Source organism: Corynebacterium nasicanis (assembly GCF_042658165.1).
Lineage (GTDB): Bacteria > Actinomycetota > Actinomycetes > Mycobacteriales > Mycobacteriaceae > Corynebacterium > Corynebacterium nasicanis.
Genome location: NZ_JBHSQE010000001.1, coordinates 217,463 through 236,487, shown reverse-complemented (window position 1 = coordinate 236,487; position 19,025 = coordinate 217,463). Strand labels below are relative to the sequence as shown.

The window sequence follows — 19,025 nt, the reverse complement described above, 5'->3', positions numbered from 1 at the left end:
TTGTTGCCTTCGCCACACTATATCTGCACCTCTATAGAAACTGTTTCTATAGCCCTATAGTTAACGCTGTGAGTGCGGACCTGTCGCACTACAGAAACTAGGAGGGCTGACCCATGAACTCTGACGCCGGATGGATGCTCACATCGGCATCCCTGGTACTCCTGATGACACCCGCGCTGGCGCTGTTCTACGGCGGCATGGCGGGTCGCAGACAAGCACTGAACATGATGATGATGTCCTTCGGCACGCTCGGCGTGGTCACGGTCGTCTACATCCTGTGGGGCTGGTCCATGTCGTACGGAGACCGCTCCATCGGGGGCGTCGTCTCCGACCCGACCCAGTACTTCGGGCTCAAGGACATGCTTATCGACGCCTCCGGCCCCAACGGCTACCCCCTCGGCATCGACGTCGCCTTCCAGCTGACCTTCGCCGTCATCTCCACCGCCCTCATCTCCGGCGCCCTGGCCGGGCGCGTGAAGTTCACCACCTGGCTGGTGTTCTCCGGACTGTGGGCCACCTTCGCCTACTTCCCGCTCGCGCACATGGTGTGGGGCGGAGGCCTGCTCTCGCACTCGGCGGAGGGCCTGGCCGCGTTGATGTTCGGCACCACCGACGGGGAGGCCACGGTCGCGCCCATCGACTTCGCCGGCGGCACGGTCGTCCACATCTCCGCCGGCACCGCCGCCCTGGTCCTGGCGCTCATGGTGGGCAAGCGCGGGCAGATTGCCTCCCGCCCGCACAACCTCCCGCTGGTGATGCTCGGCGCGGCCCTGCTGTGGTTCGGCTGGTTCGGTTTCAACGGCGGCTCCGCCTTCGCGGCCGACGGGCTCGCCGGCCTGGCGTGGCTCAACACCACCGCCGCCGCGGCCGCCGCGATGCTCGGCTGGGTACTGGTCGAGCGGATCCGGGACTCCCGCCCGACCTCGCTCGGCGCGGCCTCCGGTGTCGTCGCCGGCCTGGTCACCATCACCCCGGCCGCCGGCGCCCTCACCCCGGTGAGCGCCCTCATGCTCGGCTTCATCGGCGGCATCCTCGCCTGCCTCGGCGTCGGGCTGAAGTACCGCTTCGGTTACGACGACTCCCTCGACGTCGTCGGCGTCCACCTCGTCGCGGGTCTGTGGGGCACCATCGGCCTCGCCTTCTTCGCCGCGGACGTCGACCACCTGCGGCTCCTCGTGGTCCAGATCGTCATCGCCCTGGTGGCCATGGTCTTCTCCGCGGTGGTCACCTTCATCATCGGCCTCGCCCTCAAGGCGACCATGGGGTGGCGCATCAACCCCGAGGACGAGTTCGGCGGCATCGACCTCGCCGAGCACCGCGAGTCCGCCTACGATGACAGCCCCGCCCCCTCGACACTAGGATCTAGCTCATGAAACTCGTCACCGCAGTGATCAAGCCCTTCACCCTCTCCGATATCCGGGAAGCGCTGGAAGCACTGGACGTGGGCGGACTCACCGTCACCGAGGTGCAGGGTTACGGCCAGCAGCGCGGACACAGTGAGGTCTACCGCGGTGCGGAGTACGCCACCGATTTCGTGCCGAAGGTCAAGCTCGAGGTGCTGGTGTCCGACGCCCAGGCCGACGACGTCATCGACGCCGTCGTGCGCACCGCCTACACCGGCAAGATGGGCGACGGCAAGGTGTGGGTCACGCCGGTGGAGCGGGTGATCCGCGTCCGCACCGGTGAGCAGGATGAAGCTGCTCTCTGACCTGCCCGTCCCTCCCGGTTGCGCCCTCGTGGCCACCGGGTCGCTGGCGCGGCGGGAAATGGCGCCCCATTCGGACCTGGACCTGCTGCTGCTGCATCCGGAAGGGGAACAGCCGGACGTCGATAAGCTCTGGTACCCGCTGTGGAACAGCGGTTTCCGCGTGGATCACGCGGTGCGGACCCCGGCCGAGTGCGCGGGGATGATGAGCGCGGATTCCACCGCGGCGCTGGCTCTGCTGGAGATGCGGCACCTCGCGGGGGACGCGGAGCTCAGCGCGCGGACCCGCGAGCTGGTGCTGCGCGAGTGGCGCGTGGAGATCCACCGCAATTTCAATGCGCTCGTGGACACCGCCATCGCCCGCTGGCGGCGCTTCGGTTCCGTGGTCACGATGACGCACCCGGACCTCAAGAACGGCCGCGGCGGCCTGCGTGACCTCGCGCTCCTCCGCGCTCTGGCGCTCGCGCAGCTGTGTGACGAGCCCCCGCTCGCCGCGGAACGCCGGCTGCTTCTCGACGTCCGCGCCCACCTGCACACCCTCGCCCGCCGCCGCCGCGACGTCCTCGATCCCGAATTCGCCGCCGACATCGCCACCGCCATGGGCCTGCGTGACCGGCACGAGCTCGCCGCGCAACTGGCCGTCGCCGCCCGGCGTATCGACGCCGCCGTCACCACCGCCCTGGCCACCGCTCGCGCTGCGCTGGGTTCGCGGGTGCGCGGGGAGCGCCGGCCGCTGGATGTCGACGTCGTCGACGCCGGGGGAGAGATCACGCTCTCGCGGCGCCCCGACCTCGGCGACCCGGCGCTGCTGCTGCGCGTCGCCGCCGCCAGCGCCCGCACCCGCCTGCCCGTCACCGAGCACACGTGGGCCCGGCTGCGCGAGCTGCCCGCCCTGCCCGAGATCCTCCCCGCGGCCGCCGCGGAGGACTTCTTCGAGCTGCTCACCCACCCCGAGGTGATCAACGACCTCGACGCCCACGGGCTGTGGACCCGGGTGGTGCCAGACTGGGACCGCATCCGGGGGCGTATGCCGCGGGAACGCACGCACATCCACACGATCGACCAGCACAGCATCGTCACCGTCGCGCACTGCGCGGCCGCCGGCGTGTCGGTCGCGCGGCCGGACCTGCTGCTGCTCGGGGCGCTGTTCCACGACATCGGCAAGGGCACCGGACGCCCCCACGAGCAGGTCGGGGCGGAGGCCGTCGCCCGGCTCGCCGCCCGCCTCGGCCTCCACCTGCCCGACCGCTCCCGCGTGCAGACCCTCGTCGCGGAGCACACCACCATCGCGCGCCTCGCCGCCCGCCGCGACCCCACCTCCGACACCACCCTCGACCTGCTTCTCGACGCCGTCCACTACGACCGCGACACCCTCGACCTCCTCGTGGTGCTCACCGAGGCCGACGCCAAGGCCACCGGCCCCGGCGTGTGGAACTCCCGCCTGGAGTCCTCTCTGCGGACCCTCGCCCGCCGCGCCCGGCACGCCCTGGTCGAGGCGGAGCCCCTGCGCCCCCACGTGCACGCCCCCGCGGAGTTGAGCGTCCGCCGCGTCGACGACCTGGTGACCATCTCCGCCCGGGGGCAGGACCCGCAGGGGGTGCTCGCGGTGCTGGCGGCCAAGGCCTGGAAGCTGCTGGCGGTGCGCATCTCCGGGGAGCACGCGGAATATGACGCCCGGCCCACCGTCGAGACGCCGGGGGAGTTCGACGCCGCCGCCTTCATCCAGGCCCACAAATCCGGGGTCCACCCGAGCGTTCCCGCCCCCGGGCCCGCGCCGACGTGGGTGTCCTGGCGCGGGCAGGTCCTCGAGGTGCGCACCACCGTGCGGGTCGGTGCGCTGGCGGTGCTGCTGCGCACCCTGCCCGCGGTGGCGTGGCTCACCATGACCACCCCGGGCGCCACGATGATCGTCCAGGCCGCCTTCACCGGGCCCGTCGACCGCCGCAAGGTGGACAGGGATGTGACCCGCGTGCTGGGCAACGGTTAGCATGGGGACGTTGATCAGTCGTCATTGTCGCAGTCGTAGGAGTGTGTCCTAGTGTTCGAGTCTCTTTCAGACCGCCTAACCGGTGCCCTCACCGGGCTACGCGGCAAGGGCAAACTGACCGAGGCGGACATCAACGCCACCGCCCGGGAGATCCGCCTCGCCCTGCTCGAGGCCGATGTCTCGCTGGCGGTCGTCCGCGGCTTCATCAAGCGCATCAAGGAGCGCGCCGCCGGATCCGAGGTCTCGGAGGCGCTCAACCCTGCCCAGCAGGTGGTCAAGATCGTCAACGAGGAGCTCGTGGAGATCCTCGGCGGCGAGACCCGGCGCCTCACCCTGGCGAAGAACCCGCCGACCGTCATCATGCTCGCCGGCCTGCAGGGTGCCGGTAAGACCACCCTCGCCGGCAAGCTGGCCAAGCACCTGACCAAGCAGGGCCACACGCCCATGCTCGTGGCCTGTGACCTGCAGCGCCCCGGTGCGGTCCAGCAGCTGCAGATCGTCGGTAAGCGCGCGGGCGTGCCCACCTTCGCCCCGGACCCGGGCACCAGCATCGACTCCCACGACCACGACATGGGAACCTCCCACGGTGATCCGGTGGACGTCGCGAAGCGGGGCATCGAGGAAGCCAAGCGCCTGCAGCACGACGTCGTCATCGTCGATACCGCGGGCCGTCTGGGTATCGATGAAACCCTCATGACCCAGGCCCGCAACATCCGCGACGCCGTCAACCCCGACGAGGTCCTCTTCGTCATCGACGCCATGATCGGCCAGGACGCGGTCACCACCGCCGAGGCCTTCCGCGACGGCGTCGACTTCACCGGTGTCGTCCTGACCAAACTCGACGGCGACGCCCGCGGTGGCGCCGCCCTGTCGATCCGCGAGGTCACCGGCAAGCCCATCATGTTCGCCTCCACCGGCGAGAAGCTCGAGGACTTCGACGTCTTCCACCCCGAGCGCATGGCCAGCCGCATCCTCGGCATGGGCGATGTCCTCAGCCTCATCGAGCAGGCCGAGCAGGTTCTCGACCAGAAGAAGGCCGAGGAAACCGCCGCCAAGCTCGGCTCCGGCGAGCTCACGCTCGAGGACTTCCTCGACCAGATGCTCATGATCCGGCGCATGGGCCCCCTGGGCAACATCCTCAAGATGCTGCCCGGCGGCAAGCAGATGAACGAGATGGCCGACATGGTCGACGAGAAGCAGCTCGACCGCATCCAGGCCATCATCCGCGGCATGACGCCCGCCGAGCGGGAGGATCCGAAGATCCTCAATGCTTCTCGACGCAAGCGCATCGCCACCGGCTCAGGCGTCACCGTCACCGACGTCAACCAGCTCGTCGAGCGCTTCTTCGAGGCGAAGAAGATGATGGGCAAGATGGCCGGCCAGTTCGGTATGCCCGGCGGCGGCATGCAGCGCTCCGCCACCAAGAAGCGGCCCAAGGGGCGCAAGGGCAAGGGCGGCAAGCGTCGTCCGATGCGCGCGCCGGGCATGCCGGGGATGCCCGGGATGCCGGGCATGCCGGATATGGCGCAGCTCCAGCAGATGCAGAAGCAGATGGAAGGCGGGGGCATGCCGGGTATGCCGGGCATGCCCAAGCTGCCGAACGGCATGGAGGGCATCGACCTGGACAACCTCGACTTCGGCCAGGGCAAGAAGTAGCGATTTCGCTCCCTGCGGTGGCCCCGGTATAGTTTTCGGGGTTACTGCGTCATACCGCCCCCGACCCCGGTCGGCCGGTCAGTCACACGCAGTGAAATCCGAGGGTTGAACCGGCCCGCCGAATCAGTGGCGGGTGTCTGAACTGCCCAGTGACTTTATTGAAGGAGCCCCACATGGCTGTCAAGATCAAGCTGCAGCGTCTCGGCAAGATCCGTACCCCGCACTACCGCGTCGTCATCGCCGACGCCCGTACCCGCCGCGACGGCAAGGTCATCGAGAACATCGGTATCTACGAGCCGAAGCAGGACCCGTCCGTCATCAAGATCGATTCCGAGCGCGCCCAGTACTGGCTCTCCGTCGGCGCCCAGCCGACCGAGCCGGTCCTCGCCCTGCTCAAGGTCACCGGTGACTGGCAGAAGTACAAGGGCATCGACGGCGCCGAGGGCACCCTGCGCGTCGCCGAGGAGAAGCCGTCCAAGCTGGACCTGTTCAACCAGGCCCTCACCGAGGCCAACGACGGCCCGACCGCCGAGGCCATCACCGAGAAGAAGCGCAAGGCCAAGGAAGAGGCCGAGGCCAAGGCTGCTGCTGAGAAGGAGGCCGCCGAGAAGGCTGCCGCCGAAGAGGCCGCTGCTGCTGAGGCCGCCGAGGCTGCTGCCGAGGAAGAGGCTCCGGCTGAGGAGGCCGCTGAGGCTTCCGAGGAGTCCGCAGAGTAGTTCTGCGCCCGTGATCAACCCCGCTGCGGCGGGGTTTTCGCGTTTCCGGGGAAGCCGTTACTGTCGAGGCATGGCAACTCTCAATCTCCGCGATGTCTCCGCGGCGCGCGGCGCCCGTGAACTGTTCTCCGGCCTCAACCTCGTGGTGAGTGAGGGGGAGACCTGGGGGTTGGCGGGACCCAACGGGGCGGGGAAGTCGACGCTGTTGCGGCTCATCGCCGAGGGCGCGGGGGAGACCTCCCCGCCCGAGGCCACGATCGGGCTGCTGGAGCAGGAGGTCGAGCGCCGGGAGGAGAGCGTCGGGGACTTCATCCGGCGTCGCACCGGCGTCGCGGCCGCGGAGTCGGAGATGAACCGTTTGGCGGATGGCCTCGCCGCGGGGGAGGATGTCGGCGACGCCTACGCCTCCGCGCTGGACCACTGGCTGGCACTCGGGGGCGCCGATCTGGAGGGCCGTTTGGAACGGGTGTCGGCGGACCTGGGCCTCGACGTCAGCGCGGAGACCGACATGCGCGCGCTGTCGGGTGGGCAGGCGGCGCGGGCCAACCTTACGGTCGTGCTCCTGGCGGGCCATGACATCCTGCTGCTGGACGAACCCACCAACGACCTCGACCTGGCGGGCCTGGAGACTCTCGAGCGCTTCGTCACCGCGGAGCGCCGCCCGCTGATCGTGGTCAGCCACGACCGTGAGTTTCTGGCCCGCACCGTCACCGGCATGGTGGAGCTCGACGCCGCCCAGCGCCAGATCACGGTGTACGCCGGGGGATACGATGCCTTCCTCGTCGAGCGGGAGCGCGCGCGGATCCATGCCCGGGAGGCCTACGAGGAGTACGCCGGGAAGGTGGACAAGCTCAAGGACCGGCTGCAGACGCAGAAGACGTGGCTGGACAAGGGGACGAAGAACGCCGTGCGCAAGGCCAGCGACGGCGACAAGCACCTCCGGGCGCGGGCCGGGCAGCGCAGCGAGAAGCAGGCCGGGAAGATCGCGCAGAGCCAGCGGGCGATTGACCGGCTCGAGGAGGTGGCCGAACCCCGTAAGGAGTGGGAACTGCAGATGAGCATCGCCGCCGCGCCGCGCTCGGGGTCGGTGGTCAGCGCGGTGCACGAGGTGGTCGTGGAGAAGGAGGGCTTCACCCTCGGGCCGGTGACCGTCCAGATCACCCAGGGCGACCGGGTGCTCATCGACGGGCCCAATGGCGCCGGGAAGTCGACCCTGCTGGACCTGCTCACCGACGAAGCCCACCTCGGTTCCGGGGTCCAGCTCGGTGTCGTCGATCAGGCCCGCGCGCTTTTCGACGTCCCCGTGCCCGTCGTCGAGCGCTTCGGCCAGGAGGTGCCCGACTGGCCGGCCGCGGAGGTGCGGACGCTCCTGGCCAAGTTCGGCCTCGGCGGCGACCACGTGCTGCGCCCCAGCTCCTCACTGAGCCCCGGGGAACGCACCCGGGCGGCCCTGGCGTTGCTCCAGGCCCGCGGGGTGAACACCCTCGTCCTCGACGAGCCCACGAACCACCTGGATCTGCCCGCCATCGAGCAGCTGGAGCAGGCCGTGGATTCCTTCACCGGGACGGTGCTCCTGGTCACCCACGACCGCCGCCTCCGGGACGCCTTCCGCGCCACCCGTCACCTGTCGGTGGAGGGCGGTCGCGTGCGGGAGCTGTAACTTACGGCGTCGGCCCGAAAGCGTGGGGCAGCAGCTCCGCAAACGCCACCTCGTGGCCCTCGACCAGCACCCGCCGGCATCCGAACTCGGCGAGCACCTGCCGGCAGGCGCCGCAGGGCCAGCAGGGGCCGTCGGGTCCGATGACGGCCACCGTGTCGATCTCGCGGAAGCCGGCCGCGACCATCGCCATGACCGCGCCGCGCTCGGCGCAGAGGGTCGAGCCGTAGGCGGCGTTCTCGACGTTGCAGCCGGTGAAGATCTGCCCCGTTGACGTGAGCACGGCCGCCCCGACCGCGAAGTTGCTGTAGGGGGCGTAGGCGTGGCGGGCGGCGGCGCGGGCGGCGTCGAGAAGCATGTTTCTCCCTAAGGTGGGGGCCATGGACATGGTCGACATTATCCGTACCAAGCGCGACGGCGGGCTCTTGAGCACCGCGCAGATCCGGTGGGTCATCGACGCGTACACGCACGGGGGCGTTGCCGAGGAGCAGATGGCGGCGCTGGCCATGGCGATCGTGTTGCGGGGGATGGAGCGGCGGGAGATCGTCGACTGGACGGGCGCGATGATCGATTCGGGGGTGCGGATGCGGTGGCCGGGGAGCGTCGATAAGCATTCGACGGGCGGGGTGGGGGACAAGATCACCCTGCCGCTGGGGCCGCTCGTCGCCGCGCACGGGGTGTTCGTGCCGCAGCTGTCGGGGCGCGGGCTGGGCCACACGGGCGGAACGCTGGACAAGCTGGAGGCGATTGCGGGGTGGCGGGCGGAGTTGAGCGAGGCGGAGATGCGCGCTGCTCCGGGCGGGTTCGTCGCGGCCGCGACCGCTGATCTCGCCCCGGCGGACCGTCGGCTCTACGCGCTGCGGGATGTGACGGGGACCGTCGATTCGATCCCGCTCATCGCGAGTTCGATCATGAGCAAGAAGATCGCCGAGGGCACGGACGGGCTGGTGCTCGACGTCAAGGTCGGGTCGGGGGCGTTCATGAAAGAGCTGGCCGACGCCCGCGAGCTCGCCCGCACCATGGTCGAGCTGGGGCAGGACGCGGGGGTGCGCACGTGCGCGCTCATCACCGACATGTCCACCCCTCTGGGGCGCACGGTGGGCAACGCGTTGGAGGTGCGCGAGGCCGTCGAAGTGCTCGCCGGGGGCGGCCCCGCGGACGTGGTGGAACTGACGCTGGCGCTGGCCCGAGAGATGCTGGCGCTGGCCGGGGTGGACGCCGACCCGGACGCGGCCCTGCGCGACGGCCGCGCCATGGACGCGTGGCGGGCGATGATCCGCCACCAGGGTGGGGATCCGGATGCCCCGCTGCCCCGGGCCCGGCACACCGAGGACGTGGTGGCGGAGCGCGACGGCTGGGTCACTGGGTTGGACGCGCTCGAGGTCGGTATCGCCAGTTGGCGGCTCGGCGCGGGGCGCGCCCGGAAGGAGGATCCCGTGCAGGCGGGGGCGGGCGTGGAGATCCACGCACCGCAGGGCGCGCGGGTGCGCCGCGGCGACAGGCTGCTCACCCTGCACACCGACACCCCCGAGAGGTTCGCGCGGGCCCGGGAGGTGCTGCATCCGCACATCGGGGACACCCCACCCGCGCCGCGCGCGCTCATCGAGGAGCAGATCGGCTAATACTTGAGGTATGAAGCGACACGAACTGGCCCGGTATATCGATCACACCCTGCTCAAGCCGGAGGCGACCGCCGCCGACGTCGAGTGGCTCGTGGAGGAGGCCGTCGACCTCGGCGTCTACTCCGTGTGCGTCTCGCCCTCCCGCCTGCCGGTGTACACCCCGGACAGCCTGCGGGTGGCCACCGTGTGCGGCTTCCCCTCGGGCGCCCACCACTCCCACGTCAAGGCCGCCGAGGCATCGCTGGCGGTGAGCACGGGGGCGGACGAGGTGGACATGGTGATCAACCTGGCGTTCGCCATGGAGCATGAGTTCGAGGCCGTCGAGTCCGACATCCGCGCCGTGCGCGACGCGATCCCCACCGCGGTGCTCAAGGTCATCCTCGAGACGGCCGTGCTTTCCGACGAGCAGATCGTCCGGTGCTGCATCGCCGCGGAACGGGCGGGCGCGGACTTCGTCAAGACGTCCACCGGATTCCACCCCGCCGGCGGGGCGAGCGTCCACGCCGTGCAGCTCATGAACGACACCGTCGGCGGCTTCCTGGGCATCAAGGCCTCCGGCGGCATCCGCGACACGGAGACTGCGCTGGCCATGATCGACGCCGGCGCGACCCGCCTGGGCTGCTCCGCGTCCGCGGCGGTGCTGGCGGGCCTGTGAACCCCGCCGAGTGGGCCGCGCACGACCCGGATCCGGTGACCCGGGCGGAGGTGCGCGGCTGGATCGACTCGGGGGATCCGCTGCTCCGGGAGCGTTTTTCCGGGCCCCTGACCTTCGGCACCGCCGGGCTGCGCGGGCCGATCGGGGCGGGGGAGACGGCGATGAACGTCGCCACCGTCACCCGCGCCACGGCCGGGGTGGCGGCCTGGCTCGGCGCGGGGGCCCGCGTCGTCCTCGGGTGCGACGCCCGCCACGGGTCGCGGGCCTTCTACGCCGTCGCCGCGGAGGTGCTCTCCGCCGCGGGCATCGAGGTCCTCGCCCTCCCGCCGCACCTTCCGACCCCGGTGACCGCCTTCGCCGTCCGCCACCTGCGTGCCGACGCCGGCGTCATGATCACCGCCTCCCACAACCCCGCCACGGACAACGGTTACAAGGTCTACGACGCCACCGGATCGCAGATCATCCCGCCCGCGGACTCGCAGATCGCGGCGCTCATCGACGCCGCCGACTGGGCCGACACCATCCCCCGATCGCGTTCGCTCATCCGCGAGGTGACCGTGGTCGAGGAGTACCTCGCCCGCGCCGTCTCGCTTATCGACGCCCCCTCCTCCCAGCCCGTCATCGTCACCACCGCCCTGCACGGCGTCGGCGGTGAGCTGCTGGCCCGGGCGCTGCGGGCGGCCGGTTTCCAGCGCGTGCACCCGGTATCCGAGCAGGAGCAGCCGGACCCCGACTTCCCGACGGTCGCCTTCCCCAACCCGGAGGAGTCGGGGGCCCTGGACCTGGCGTTCGCCCACGCCGAGCGGGTCGGGGCGGACCTCATCCTGGCGCTGGACCCGGACGCGGACCGCTGCGCCGTGGCGGTCCCGGGGCGGCAGTTCACGGGGGACGAGATCGGGGCGATCCTCGGGTGGGAGGTGGCCTCCCGGACCGAGAGCGGCGTCCTGGCCTGCTCGAACGTCTCCTCGCGGCTGCTGCGCAAAATCGCCGCGCACCACGGGCTCGACTGTGTGGAGACCCCCACCGGATTCAAATGGATCGCGCGGGTCCCCGACCTCATCTTCGGCTACGAGGAGGCCCTGGGCTACTGCGTCGACCCGGAGGCGGTGGCGGACAAGGACGGCATCACGGCGTGTCTGCGGGTGGCGGAGGTGGCGTCGAGAAGCAACCTGGAGACGCGGCTCGATGAGCTCGGCGAGCTCTTCGGATACCACCTGACCAGCCAGGTGGCGGTGCGCGTGGCCGCGCCGCAGGGGGAGATGCGGGTGAGTGAGCGCGGCCCCGACCGGATCATCGTGCGGCCCTCGGGCACGGAGCCGAAGATCAAGTACTACTTCGAGGCCGTCGCCCCGACGCGCGCGGAGGCGCAGGAGCGGCTCACAGCGCTGCGAGCGGCAGCGCCAGCTCCATCATCCGGGTGAAGGCGGTCTCCCTTTCGGCCGCCGAGGTGGCCTGGCCGGTGACGATGTTGTCGGAGACGGTGAACACCCCGAGGGCGTCGACACCCGCCTCCGCCGCGACCGCGTAGAGGCCGGCGGACTCCATCTCCACGCCGAGCACCCCCATCCGCGCCCAACGGGACAGCGCGGTGTCATCGGCCTGGTAGAAGATGTCGGAGGAGAGGATGTTGCCCACGTGCACGGTGGTGCTCTGGCGGGCGGCCTCCTCGGTGAGGGCCCGCAGCAGCGGCCACGACGCGATCGGCGCGAACGTGCCCGGCAGGCCGTACTGGGCGAGGAAACGCGAATCGGTGCACGCGCCCTGGGCGACGATGATCTCGTAGAGATCCAGCTCCGGCTGCAGCGCCCCGCAGGAACCGACGCGGATGAGACGCTGCGCGCCGAAGACGTGGATGAGCTCGTGCGCGTACAGGGAGATCGACGGGATGCCCATGCCCGAGCCCATGACCGAGACCTCGTGCCCCTGCCACGTGCCGGTGAAGCCGAGCATGTTGCGCACGGCGTTGAACTGGACGACGTCTTCCAGGTAGGTGTCCGCGATGAACTTCGCCCGCAGCGGATCGCCCGGCATGAGGACCGTCCGTGCGATGGGCGCGCCCTGGGGATTGATGTGCGGGGTATCAGGCATGACGTTCTCCCGTCAGCATGCTCAGCAGCAGGATGTTGCGCGCCGGGGCGTCGCTCGGGCAGTCGACGCGGTGCGTGACGTGTTCGCGCAGGTGCACCACCACGCCGGGGGCCAGCCGCACGGTCTCGTCGCCGCACGTGAAGTCGAGTTCACCCTCCACGCACTGCACCGTGATGGGGTGTGCCGCCCGGTGGTCCGGCAGGTCCTGGCCCGGCGAGAAGGTGAAGGCGATGAGGTTGGCGCCGTCGCCCTGCAGCAGCCGCTGGACCGCCGGCCGCGGGCGGGAGGGGGCGGGGGCGGGTGCGGCGTCGAGAAGCGGGAGGACCGTCATGTCCTCGCCGACGTGGGCCGCGGACCCGAACGTGTCCGGGGAATTGACCGGAACAGAGTGGTCAGTCATGGTTCCGAGCGTAGACGACTAGCATGTAACCCGTGAACGAGAATGAGGTCCAGATCGGACGTGTGATCAAGCCCCACGGCGTGCGCGGCGAGCTCGTCGTCGACCCCACGACGGACGACCCGGACGGGCGTTTCGCGGTCGGCACCGTGCTGGAGGGGCGGCAGACCGGCAAGACCCTGAGCCTGACGGTCAAGGCGGTGCGCCCGCACCAGGGCCGCCTGCTGGTCACCTTCGCCGAGATCCCCGGCCGCACCGAGGCCGAGTCGCTGCGCGGGCTGCGCTTCTTCGCGGAGCCGATCATCGACGAGGACGACGACTCCTACTACGACCACGAGCTCATCGGCCTGCGCGTGCTCAACGTCGGCGCCGTCAGCGAGGAGGAGGCCCACGCCCGCGCCTACGAGGGCGCGCTGCCGGAGCCGGAGGACATCGGCGAGATCACCGGCGTCGTCCGCGGCACCGCACACCGACTCCTCGAGGTCCGGGTGGATGACGGCGGCGAGGCGATGGTGCCCTTCGTCCACGCCATGGTGCCGATCGTGGATCTGGACAACGAGGCCATCGTCATCACCCCGCCGGAAGGGCTGCTGGACCTGTGAGGCTGGATGTCATCACCATCTTCCCCGAGTACCTCGACCCCCTGCGCCACGCGCTGCTGGGCAAGGCCATCGAGCAGGGAACACTGTCCGTCGGCGTGCATGACCTGCGCCAGTGGGCCACCGACGTGCACAAGTCCGTCGACGACACTCCCTACGGCGGCGGCCCCGGCATGGTGATGAAGCCGGAGGTGTGGGGGCCCGCGCTCGACGCCGTCGCCGCCGGCGAGACCGGCACCGAGCTGGAGAGCTCCCTGCCGCACCTGGAGAAGCCGGTCGAGGAGGTGGCATCGTCCTATGCGGGCGGCGCGCGGGACGAGCGGCCCCTGCTCATCGTGCCGACCCCGGCCGGCACGCCCTTCACCCAGGCGGACGCGCAGGAATGGTCTCACGAGGAGCACATCGTCTTCGCCTGCGGCCGCTACGAGGGTATCGATCAGCGCGTCATCCTCGACGCCGAGCAGCGCTACCGCGTCCGCGAGGTCTCCATCGGCGATTACGTCCTCATCGGCGGGGAAGTGGCGGTGCTCGTCATCGCCGAGGCCGTGGTCCGGTTGATCCCCGGCGTCCTGGGCAACCGCCGCAGCCACGAGGAGGACAGCTTCTCCGACGGCCTGCTCGAGGGGCCCTCGTATACGAAGCCGCGCGAGTGGCGCGGGCTTGAGGTGCCGGAGGTGCTCTTCTCCGGAAACCACGCGAAGGTCGACCGCTGGCGCCGCGACCAGGCACTGCTGCGCACGCAGGCCGTCCGACCCGAACTGTTGGACGGGGTTGAGCTCTCCGCGGCGGACCGGGCGGTGCTGGGCTACTAGTAAGTTGGGGCCATGAGTCGAGACATCTCCACGGACCTTAACATCCTCGCCCGCCCCGCTGAATGGGAGCAGATCTCGGCAGCGCTGCCCGCTGCGTTGGCCGAGGCTGGCTACGCCGTGGACACGGTGCACGGGGAGATCGTCGACCTCACCTGCGAGCCCGACAACATGCTGCTCTCCCAGTTCGCCCAGGAGCAGGGCCGGATGCCGATCACCGAGGTGCTCTACCGGGTGATCATCAACGGCCGCAGCGCACTCGACCTGCGGGGCGCCACGGCTGCCGTGGTGGCGGCGCTACCGGAGGGCACCTACTGGTACGGCACCAGCAGCGAAGGGCACACCGAGCCCGGCATCGGTGCCGCCTGCGCCTGGCAGGATCGTTCCTGAGACATGGCCATGTTCGACAGGGCCGCGGAGGCCTACGACCGCCACGCCGCCGACAGCGCCTACAACGCCCACTACGACCGACCCGCCATGCTCGAACTTCTCGGCGACGTCTCCGGTCTCTCGCTTCTCGACGCCGGCTGCGGCTCCGGCCTCTACGCCGCGGAGCTCCTCGCCCGCGGGGCCTCGGTGGTGGGTGTCGACGCCAGTTCCGAGCTCATCCGCCTCGCCCGCCGACGCGCCCCGGCCGCGGAGTTCCACGTTCAACCGCTGGAGAAGCCGCTCGCCTGGGCGGCGGAAGCCAGCTTCGACCGCATCCTCATGGCACTGGTGCTGCATCACCTGCACTATCCCGTCGACGTGCTGCGCGAGATGCACCGCGTCCTGCGTGACGACGGCCGCCTCCTCATCTCCACCGGACACCCCACCGACGACTGGCGACGCCACGGCGGCAGCTACTTCGCCACCGAACGCATCGAGGAAACCTGGTCAATGGGCGTGCAGACCTCCTATCGCCGGGCCCCGCTGTCCACCCTCGTCGATGAGTTCGGGCGGGCCGGGTTTGTCGTCGAGAAGCTTGTCGAACCGCGACCGACCCCGGCGATGGAAGAGAAGTACCCCGCGGCCCACGAGAAGCTGTCGCGCGTGCCGGCCTTCATCGCCTTCCAACTCATGAAACACCCCGGGAGCCTCCGATGACACGACTCATCAGCGCCGACACCTCCGAGATGCTCGGCTGGTCGGGGGCGGAACTCAAGCAGGCCATCCGGGCCAGCGAGGGGCGGGTGGTGTGTGCGGAGAACATCGTCACGCTCACCCCGCAGGTCACGGACCTCAGCAATGCGGAAATCGCCCGCGCCTTCGGGGCGGACCTCATCCTGCTCAACCTGCTCGACGTCGAACACCCCCGCATCCACGGTCTCGCCGACGCCGAGGACCCGGTGCGGCGCCTCCGCGAGCTGGTCGGACGGCCGGTGGGCATTAACCTCGAGCCCGTCGACACGACCGCCGCCATGCTCGAGGAACGGCAGGAGGTCGCGCCGGGCCGCCGGGCGCTGCGTTCCTCCATCCTGCACGCTGGGGAATTGGGCGCGGACTTCCTGTGCCTGACCGGCAACCCCGGCTCCGGGGTGAGCAACGCGCAGATCGCGGAGAGCGTCCGCCTCTGTGCGCAGCTTTTCGACGGCCTCGTCATCGCCGGGAAGATGCACGGGGCCGGGGTGGGGGAGAGGGTTGTCGATAAGCAGGCGGTGGAGGACTACCTGGCGGCGGGGGCCGACATCATCCTCGTCCCGGCCGTGGGCACCGTGCCTGGATTCACCATGGACGAACTTGTCGACATCGTCCGCACCGTGCACGCCGCGGGGGGCCTCGTGATGACCGCGATCGGCACCAGTCAGGAGACCTCCGACCCCGCCACCATCCGCCGGATCGCCCACGACAACAAGATCGCCGGCGCCGACATCCAGCACATCGGCGACGCCGGGCCCGGCGGGTTGGCGGACCCGATGAACATCTATACGCTCAGTGAGACGATCCGAGGTCGCCGCCACACGATCTCCCGAATGGCAAGGTCAATACGTAGATGACAGAGCAGAAAGAACCCGAACTCCCCGGGTTCCTCGCCCACCCCGACCGCACCGACAAGGTTCTCTTCGCGGCGCTCATCCTCATGGGACTGTGGTCCCTCGCGCTCATCCCGCTGCGCGCGTGGCTGCTCTCGCATCCGCTCATCTACACCCTGGCCGTCGGCGGCTACACCTCAGCCGTGGTCTCCGGTGCGAACGCCTCGGTGGGCAACGGCATCTGGTGGGTCTACCTGCTCTGTTCGGTGGTCGGTGCGGTGAAGTTCATGCCCGTCTACTGGGCGATGGGCCGCAAGTGGGGCATGGAGTTCATCGACATGTCCCTGCAGTACATGCCGCGCGCGCACCGTTTCTTCCAGAAGGCGGTGGCCTCTGAGTCCACCCGGATGTACGCCGGCACCCTGGCCTTCATCCCGCTCGGCTACCTGCCCGGACCGGTGCCGAACACCGTGGTCAACGCCGTGGCCGGGCTGCTGAAGATCCGCTTCCTCGTCATGCTGGCGGTCAACGTGCTGAGCATCCTGGCCGTCAACGGGCTGTTCATGTGGCTCGGACTCACCTACGGCGACCAGGTGCTCGAGGTCGTCGAAGTGATCAACAAGTACCTCCTGTGGATCACCCTGGGCCTGGTAGCGCTGATGGTGTTCCGCGGCTGGCGGCAGAACAAGAAGAAGGCGGGGGCGTGAGGCAGCGGCGTCGCTGAGGGGGCGCGTTCTGGCGTACCCCGATTGCTTTCGGGGTGGGGTGTTGTCCCTGGTCAGAATTCCCGGCGGAAGGCAGAAGGGTACGCGAGAACGCGCCGGTAGGTGGTGCACCGCGGACGGGGGCACACGGATGCGCGAGTAGGCCAGTCGCCCCGCGGTGTCCGGGGCTGGCATCGGCCTCACGTAAACTCTCCCGAATGATCGTCTCCACCATCGCCCGCGAACTTCAGGTCCGCGAGGTCCAGATCCGTGCCGTCCTCGACCTGCTTGCGGAAGGCAACACCGTCCCGTTCATCGCCCGCTACCGCAAGGAAGCGACCGGCGGCCTCGACGACACGCAGCTGCGCACCATCGAGGAACGCGCCACCTACCTGCGGGAACTCGAGGAGCGCAAGCAGGCAGTCCTCGAGTCGATCGAGGAGCAGGGCAAGCTCAGTGACAACCTCCGCGCGCTCATCGTCGCCTGCGAGACGAAGGCGCGCCTGGAGGATCTGTACCTGCCTTTCAAGAAGCGGCGCCGCACGAAGGCGGACATCGCCCGCGAGGCGGGGCTCGAGGCCCTTACTGATGCGCTCATCGACACCCCCTCCGCCGACCCGCAGGCCCTGGCTGCGGGCTACCTCACCGAGGGCTTCGAGGACGAGAAGAAGGCGCTGGAGGGAGCCCGCGCGATCCTCATCGATCGTTTCGCGCTCGACGCCGACCTGGTCGGCGAGGTCCGGGAGCAGATGTTCCGCACCGGGGCGATGACGGCCTCGGTCATCGCCGGCCAGGAGAGCAAAGGCGCGAAGTTCAAGGATTACTTCGAGTTCTCCGAGCCCTTCACCAAGTTGCCTTCCCACCGGATCCTGGCGCTGCTGCGCGGCGAGTCCGAGGGCGTGCTCCAGCTGCACCTCGATCCCGGCGACGACACCATCTACGAGGGCATGATCACCCGGCACTTTGACCTGCCCGAGTCCCGCTGGCTGGCCGAAGCCGTCCGCTTCGGTTGGCGCACCAAGCTCGCGGTGTCCTCCGGCCTGGACGTGCGTATGCGTCTCAAAGAGAAGGCGGAGGAGGGGGCGCTCGATGTCTTCGCCACCAACCTCCGCGATGTCCTTCTCGCGGCCCCCGCCGGGCAGCGCGCCACCCTGGGGCTGGACCCCGGGTTCCGGAACGGCGTGAAGTGCGCCGTCGTCGATCCCACGGGCAAGGTGCTGGCCACCACCATCGTGTATCCGCACCAGCCGCAGAACCGCTGGGACGCGGCCCGCCAGGAGCTGGCCGGGCTGTGTGCGACGCACGGGGTGGATCTGCTGGCCGTCGGCAATGGCACGGCCTCCCGGGAGACGGAGAAGCTGAGCAACGAGATCGCGGACCTCATCAAGGACGCCGGCGGGAAGCGTCCCACCCCGGTCGTGGTGAGCGAGTCCGGGGCCTCCGTGTACTCCGCCTCCGAGATCGCGGCCGCCGAGTTCCCCGACATGGACGTGTCCCTGCGTGGGGCAGTCTCCATCGCCCGCCGCCTCCAGGACCCCCTGGCGGAGCTGGTGAAGATCGACCCCAAGGCCATCGGCGTCGGCCAGTACCAGCACGACATCAACCAGCACGCCCTGGCCCGCACCCTCGACGGGGTGGTGGAAAGTGCCGTCAACGCCGTGGGCGTGGACCTCAACACCGCCTCGGTCCCGCTGCTCGAGCGCGTCGCCGGTGTCACCGGCACCCTGGCGAAGAACATCGTGGCGCACCGCGACGATCATGGCGCGTTCGCCAACCGCAAGGCCCTGCTCAAGGTCCCGCGCCTGGGACCCAAGGCTTACGAGCAGTGCGCCGGCTTCCTCCGCATCTCCGGCGGCAGCGATCCTCTCGACGCCTCCGCCGTGCACCCCGAGGCCTACCCGGTCGTCGCCCGCATCGCCGCCGCCACCGGACTGGGTGTGGAGGAGCTCATCGGCAACACCCGCGTGCTTTCTGGGCTGCGCGCCGCGGACTTCGCTGACGACACTTTCGGCGTCCCCACCGTCACCGACATCATCGCCGAGCTGGACAAGCCCGGCCGCGATCCCCGCCCGGAGTTCAGGACGGCCAGCTTCAAGGAGGGCGTGGAGAAGGTTTCGGACCTCAAGCCCGGCATGATCCTCGAGGGCACCGTCACCAACGTCGCCGCCTTCGGCGCGTTCATCGACGTCGGCGTCCACCAGGACGGCCTCGTCCATGTCTCCGCCATGTCGGATCGTTTCGTCTCTGACCCGCATGCGGTCGTGCGCTCAGGCCAGGTGGTCAAGGTGAAGGTCATGGAGGTTGACGTCGAGCGCCAGCGCATCGGCCTGTCGCTGCGGCTGGATGATGAGCCGGGCCAGCCGAAGAAGAAGCCCCAGCGCGGAGGCAAGCGCCAGCCGCAGGCCGGCGGTTCCATGGCCGCTGCCCTCCAGCGCGCGGGCCACGGGCGGTAGACCTCAATTCTTGAGGGCCCTATGA

Annotated in this window: 19 protein-coding genes; 16 read left to right on the top strand and 3 right to left on the bottom strand. The window is 69.9% G+C overall.

The annotated features are described in order from the left end of the window. The first annotated feature begins 113 nt into the window (after nucleotides 1–113). The 6 genes from ACFPUZ_RS01215 to ACFPUZ_RS01190 all read left to right on the top strand — a co-directional run bounded on the left by ACFPUZ_RS01215 (nucleotide 114) and on the right by ACFPUZ_RS01190 (nucleotide 7,724). Nucleotides 114–1,373: an ammonium transporter gene (locus ACFPUZ_RS01215; protein ID WP_376999072.1), complete on the top strand. Its 1,260-nt coding sequence runs from the start codon at nucleotides 114–116 to the stop codon at nucleotides 1,371–1,373. Beyond that, nucleotides 1,370–1,708, top strand: a complete 339-nt coding sequence (locus ACFPUZ_RS01210; RefSeq protein ID WP_376999070.1) for a P-II family nitrogen regulator — start codon at nucleotides 1,370–1,372, stop codon at nucleotides 1,706–1,708. The genes ACFPUZ_RS01215 and ACFPUZ_RS01210 overlap by 4 nt, the downstream gene beginning before the upstream one ends. Next, nucleotides 1,692–3,692, top strand: a complete 2,001-nt coding sequence (locus ACFPUZ_RS01205) for a [protein-PII] uridylyltransferase (protein WP_376999068.1) — start codon at nucleotides 1,692–1,694, stop codon at nucleotides 3,690–3,692. Before ACFPUZ_RS01210 ends, ACFPUZ_RS01205 begins: the two co-directional genes overlap by 17 nt. A gap of 51 nt (nucleotides 3,693–3,743) precedes the next feature. Then, a complete protein-coding gene (gene ffh, locus ACFPUZ_RS01200) occupies nucleotides 3,744–5,348 on the top strand; it encodes a signal recognition particle protein (RefSeq protein WP_376999066.1) in 1,605 nt (534 codons plus the stop codon). Between the two features lie 173 nt (nucleotides 5,349–5,521). Further along, the gene (gene rpsP / locus ACFPUZ_RS01195; protein WP_376999064.1) at nucleotides 5,522–6,064 is read left to right on the top strand and encodes a 30S ribosomal protein S16; all 543 of its coding nucleotides are present in this window, start codon (nucleotides 5,522–5,524) and stop codon (nucleotides 6,062–6,064) included. A 70-nt stretch (nucleotides 6,065–6,134) separates the two neighbouring features. Further along, nucleotides 6,135–7,724: an ABC-F family ATP-binding cassette domain-containing protein gene (locus ACFPUZ_RS01190; RefSeq protein WP_376999062.1), complete on the top strand. Its 1,590-nt coding sequence runs from the start codon at nucleotides 6,135–6,137 to the stop codon at nucleotides 7,722–7,724. A gap of 1 nt (nucleotide 7,725) precedes the next feature. On the opposite strand, the gene ACFPUZ_RS01185 is transcribed toward ACFPUZ_RS01190, so the two are convergent. After that, nucleotides 7,726–8,118 carry a cytidine deaminase gene (locus tag ACFPUZ_RS01185; protein ID WP_376999060.1) on the bottom strand — a complete coding sequence of 131 codons (393 nt, stop codon included), beginning with the start codon at nucleotides 8,116–8,118 and terminating at the stop codon, nucleotides 7,726–7,728. Between ACFPUZ_RS01185 and ACFPUZ_RS01180 the strand changes: the two genes are divergently transcribed. The 3 genes from ACFPUZ_RS01180 to ACFPUZ_RS01170 are packed head-to-tail and all read left to right on the top strand — an operon-like array spanning nucleotide 8,078 to nucleotide 11,419. Further along, a complete protein-coding gene (locus ACFPUZ_RS01180) occupies nucleotides 8,078–9,343 on the top strand; it encodes a thymidine phosphorylase (protein WP_376999058.1) in 1,266 nt (421 codons plus the stop codon). The genes ACFPUZ_RS01185 and ACFPUZ_RS01180 overlap by 41 nt on opposite strands. 10 nt (nucleotides 9,344–9,353) lie before the next feature. Beyond that, entirely contained in the window at nucleotides 9,354–9,998 is a 645-nt protein-coding gene (gene deoC, locus ACFPUZ_RS01175) for a deoxyribose-phosphate aldolase (protein ID WP_376999056.1), read from the top strand. After that, nucleotides 9,995–11,419, top strand: coding sequence for a phospho-sugar mutase (locus tag ACFPUZ_RS01170; protein ID WP_376999054.1), 1,425 nt, complete (start codon nucleotides 9,995–9,997; stop codon nucleotides 11,417–11,419). Before deoC ends, ACFPUZ_RS01170 begins: the two co-directional genes overlap by 4 nt. On the opposite strand, the gene deoD is transcribed toward ACFPUZ_RS01170, so the two are convergent. Beyond that, a complete protein-coding gene (gene deoD, locus ACFPUZ_RS01165; RefSeq protein ID WP_376999052.1) occupies nucleotides 11,376–12,086 on the bottom strand; it encodes a purine-nucleoside phosphorylase in 711 nt (236 codons plus the stop codon). The genes ACFPUZ_RS01170 and deoD overlap by 44 nt on opposite strands. Continuing rightward, nucleotides 12,079–12,417, bottom strand: a complete 339-nt coding sequence (locus ACFPUZ_RS01160) for a cupin domain-containing protein (RefSeq protein WP_376999946.1) — start codon at nucleotides 12,415–12,417, stop codon at nucleotides 12,079–12,081. The genes deoD and ACFPUZ_RS01160 overlap by 8 nt, the downstream gene beginning before the upstream one ends. Before the next feature lie 101 nt (nucleotides 12,418–12,518). Between ACFPUZ_RS01160 and rimM the strand changes: the two genes are divergently transcribed. The 7 genes from rimM (at nucleotide 12,519) to ACFPUZ_RS01125 (ending at nucleotide 19,000) form a co-directional block, all read left to right on the top strand. Then, the gene (gene rimM / locus ACFPUZ_RS01155; protein ID WP_376999050.1) at nucleotides 12,519–13,085 is read left to right on the top strand and encodes a ribosome maturation factor RimM; all 567 of its coding nucleotides are present in this window, start codon (nucleotides 12,519–12,521) and stop codon (nucleotides 13,083–13,085) included. Then, nucleotides 13,082–13,894, top strand: coding sequence for a tRNA (guanosine(37)-N1)-methyltransferase TrmD (gene trmD / locus ACFPUZ_RS01150; protein ID WP_376999048.1), 813 nt, complete (start codon nucleotides 13,082–13,084; stop codon nucleotides 13,892–13,894). Before rimM ends, trmD begins: the two co-directional genes overlap by 4 nt. Nucleotides 13,895–13,906: 12 nt before the next feature. Further along, nucleotides 13,907–14,281, top strand: a complete 375-nt coding sequence (locus tag ACFPUZ_RS01145; RefSeq protein ID WP_376999046.1) for a hypothetical protein — start codon at nucleotides 13,907–13,909, stop codon at nucleotides 14,279–14,281. Between the two features lie 3 nt (nucleotides 14,282–14,284). Next, entirely contained in the window at nucleotides 14,285–14,977 is a 693-nt protein-coding gene (locus ACFPUZ_RS01140; RefSeq protein WP_376999044.1) for a class I SAM-dependent methyltransferase, read from the top strand. Beyond that, nucleotides 14,974–15,867, top strand: coding sequence for a DUF7916 family protein (locus ACFPUZ_RS01135; RefSeq protein ID WP_376999042.1), 894 nt, complete (start codon nucleotides 14,974–14,976; stop codon nucleotides 15,865–15,867). Before ACFPUZ_RS01140 ends, ACFPUZ_RS01135 begins: the two co-directional genes overlap by 4 nt. Then, nucleotides 15,864–16,550 carry a DedA family protein gene (locus ACFPUZ_RS01130; RefSeq protein ID WP_376999040.1) on the top strand — a complete coding sequence of 229 codons (687 nt, stop codon included), beginning with the start codon at nucleotides 15,864–15,866 and terminating at the stop codon, nucleotides 16,548–16,550. Before ACFPUZ_RS01135 ends, ACFPUZ_RS01130 begins: the two co-directional genes overlap by 4 nt. Before the next feature lie 215 nt (nucleotides 16,551–16,765). Next, nucleotides 16,766–19,000 carry a Tex family protein gene (locus ACFPUZ_RS01125; protein ID WP_376999038.1) on the top strand — a complete coding sequence of 745 codons (2,235 nt, stop codon included), beginning with the start codon at nucleotides 16,766–16,768 and terminating at the stop codon, nucleotides 18,998–19,000. The last annotated feature ends 25 nt before the right edge of the window (nucleotides 19,001–19,025 follow it).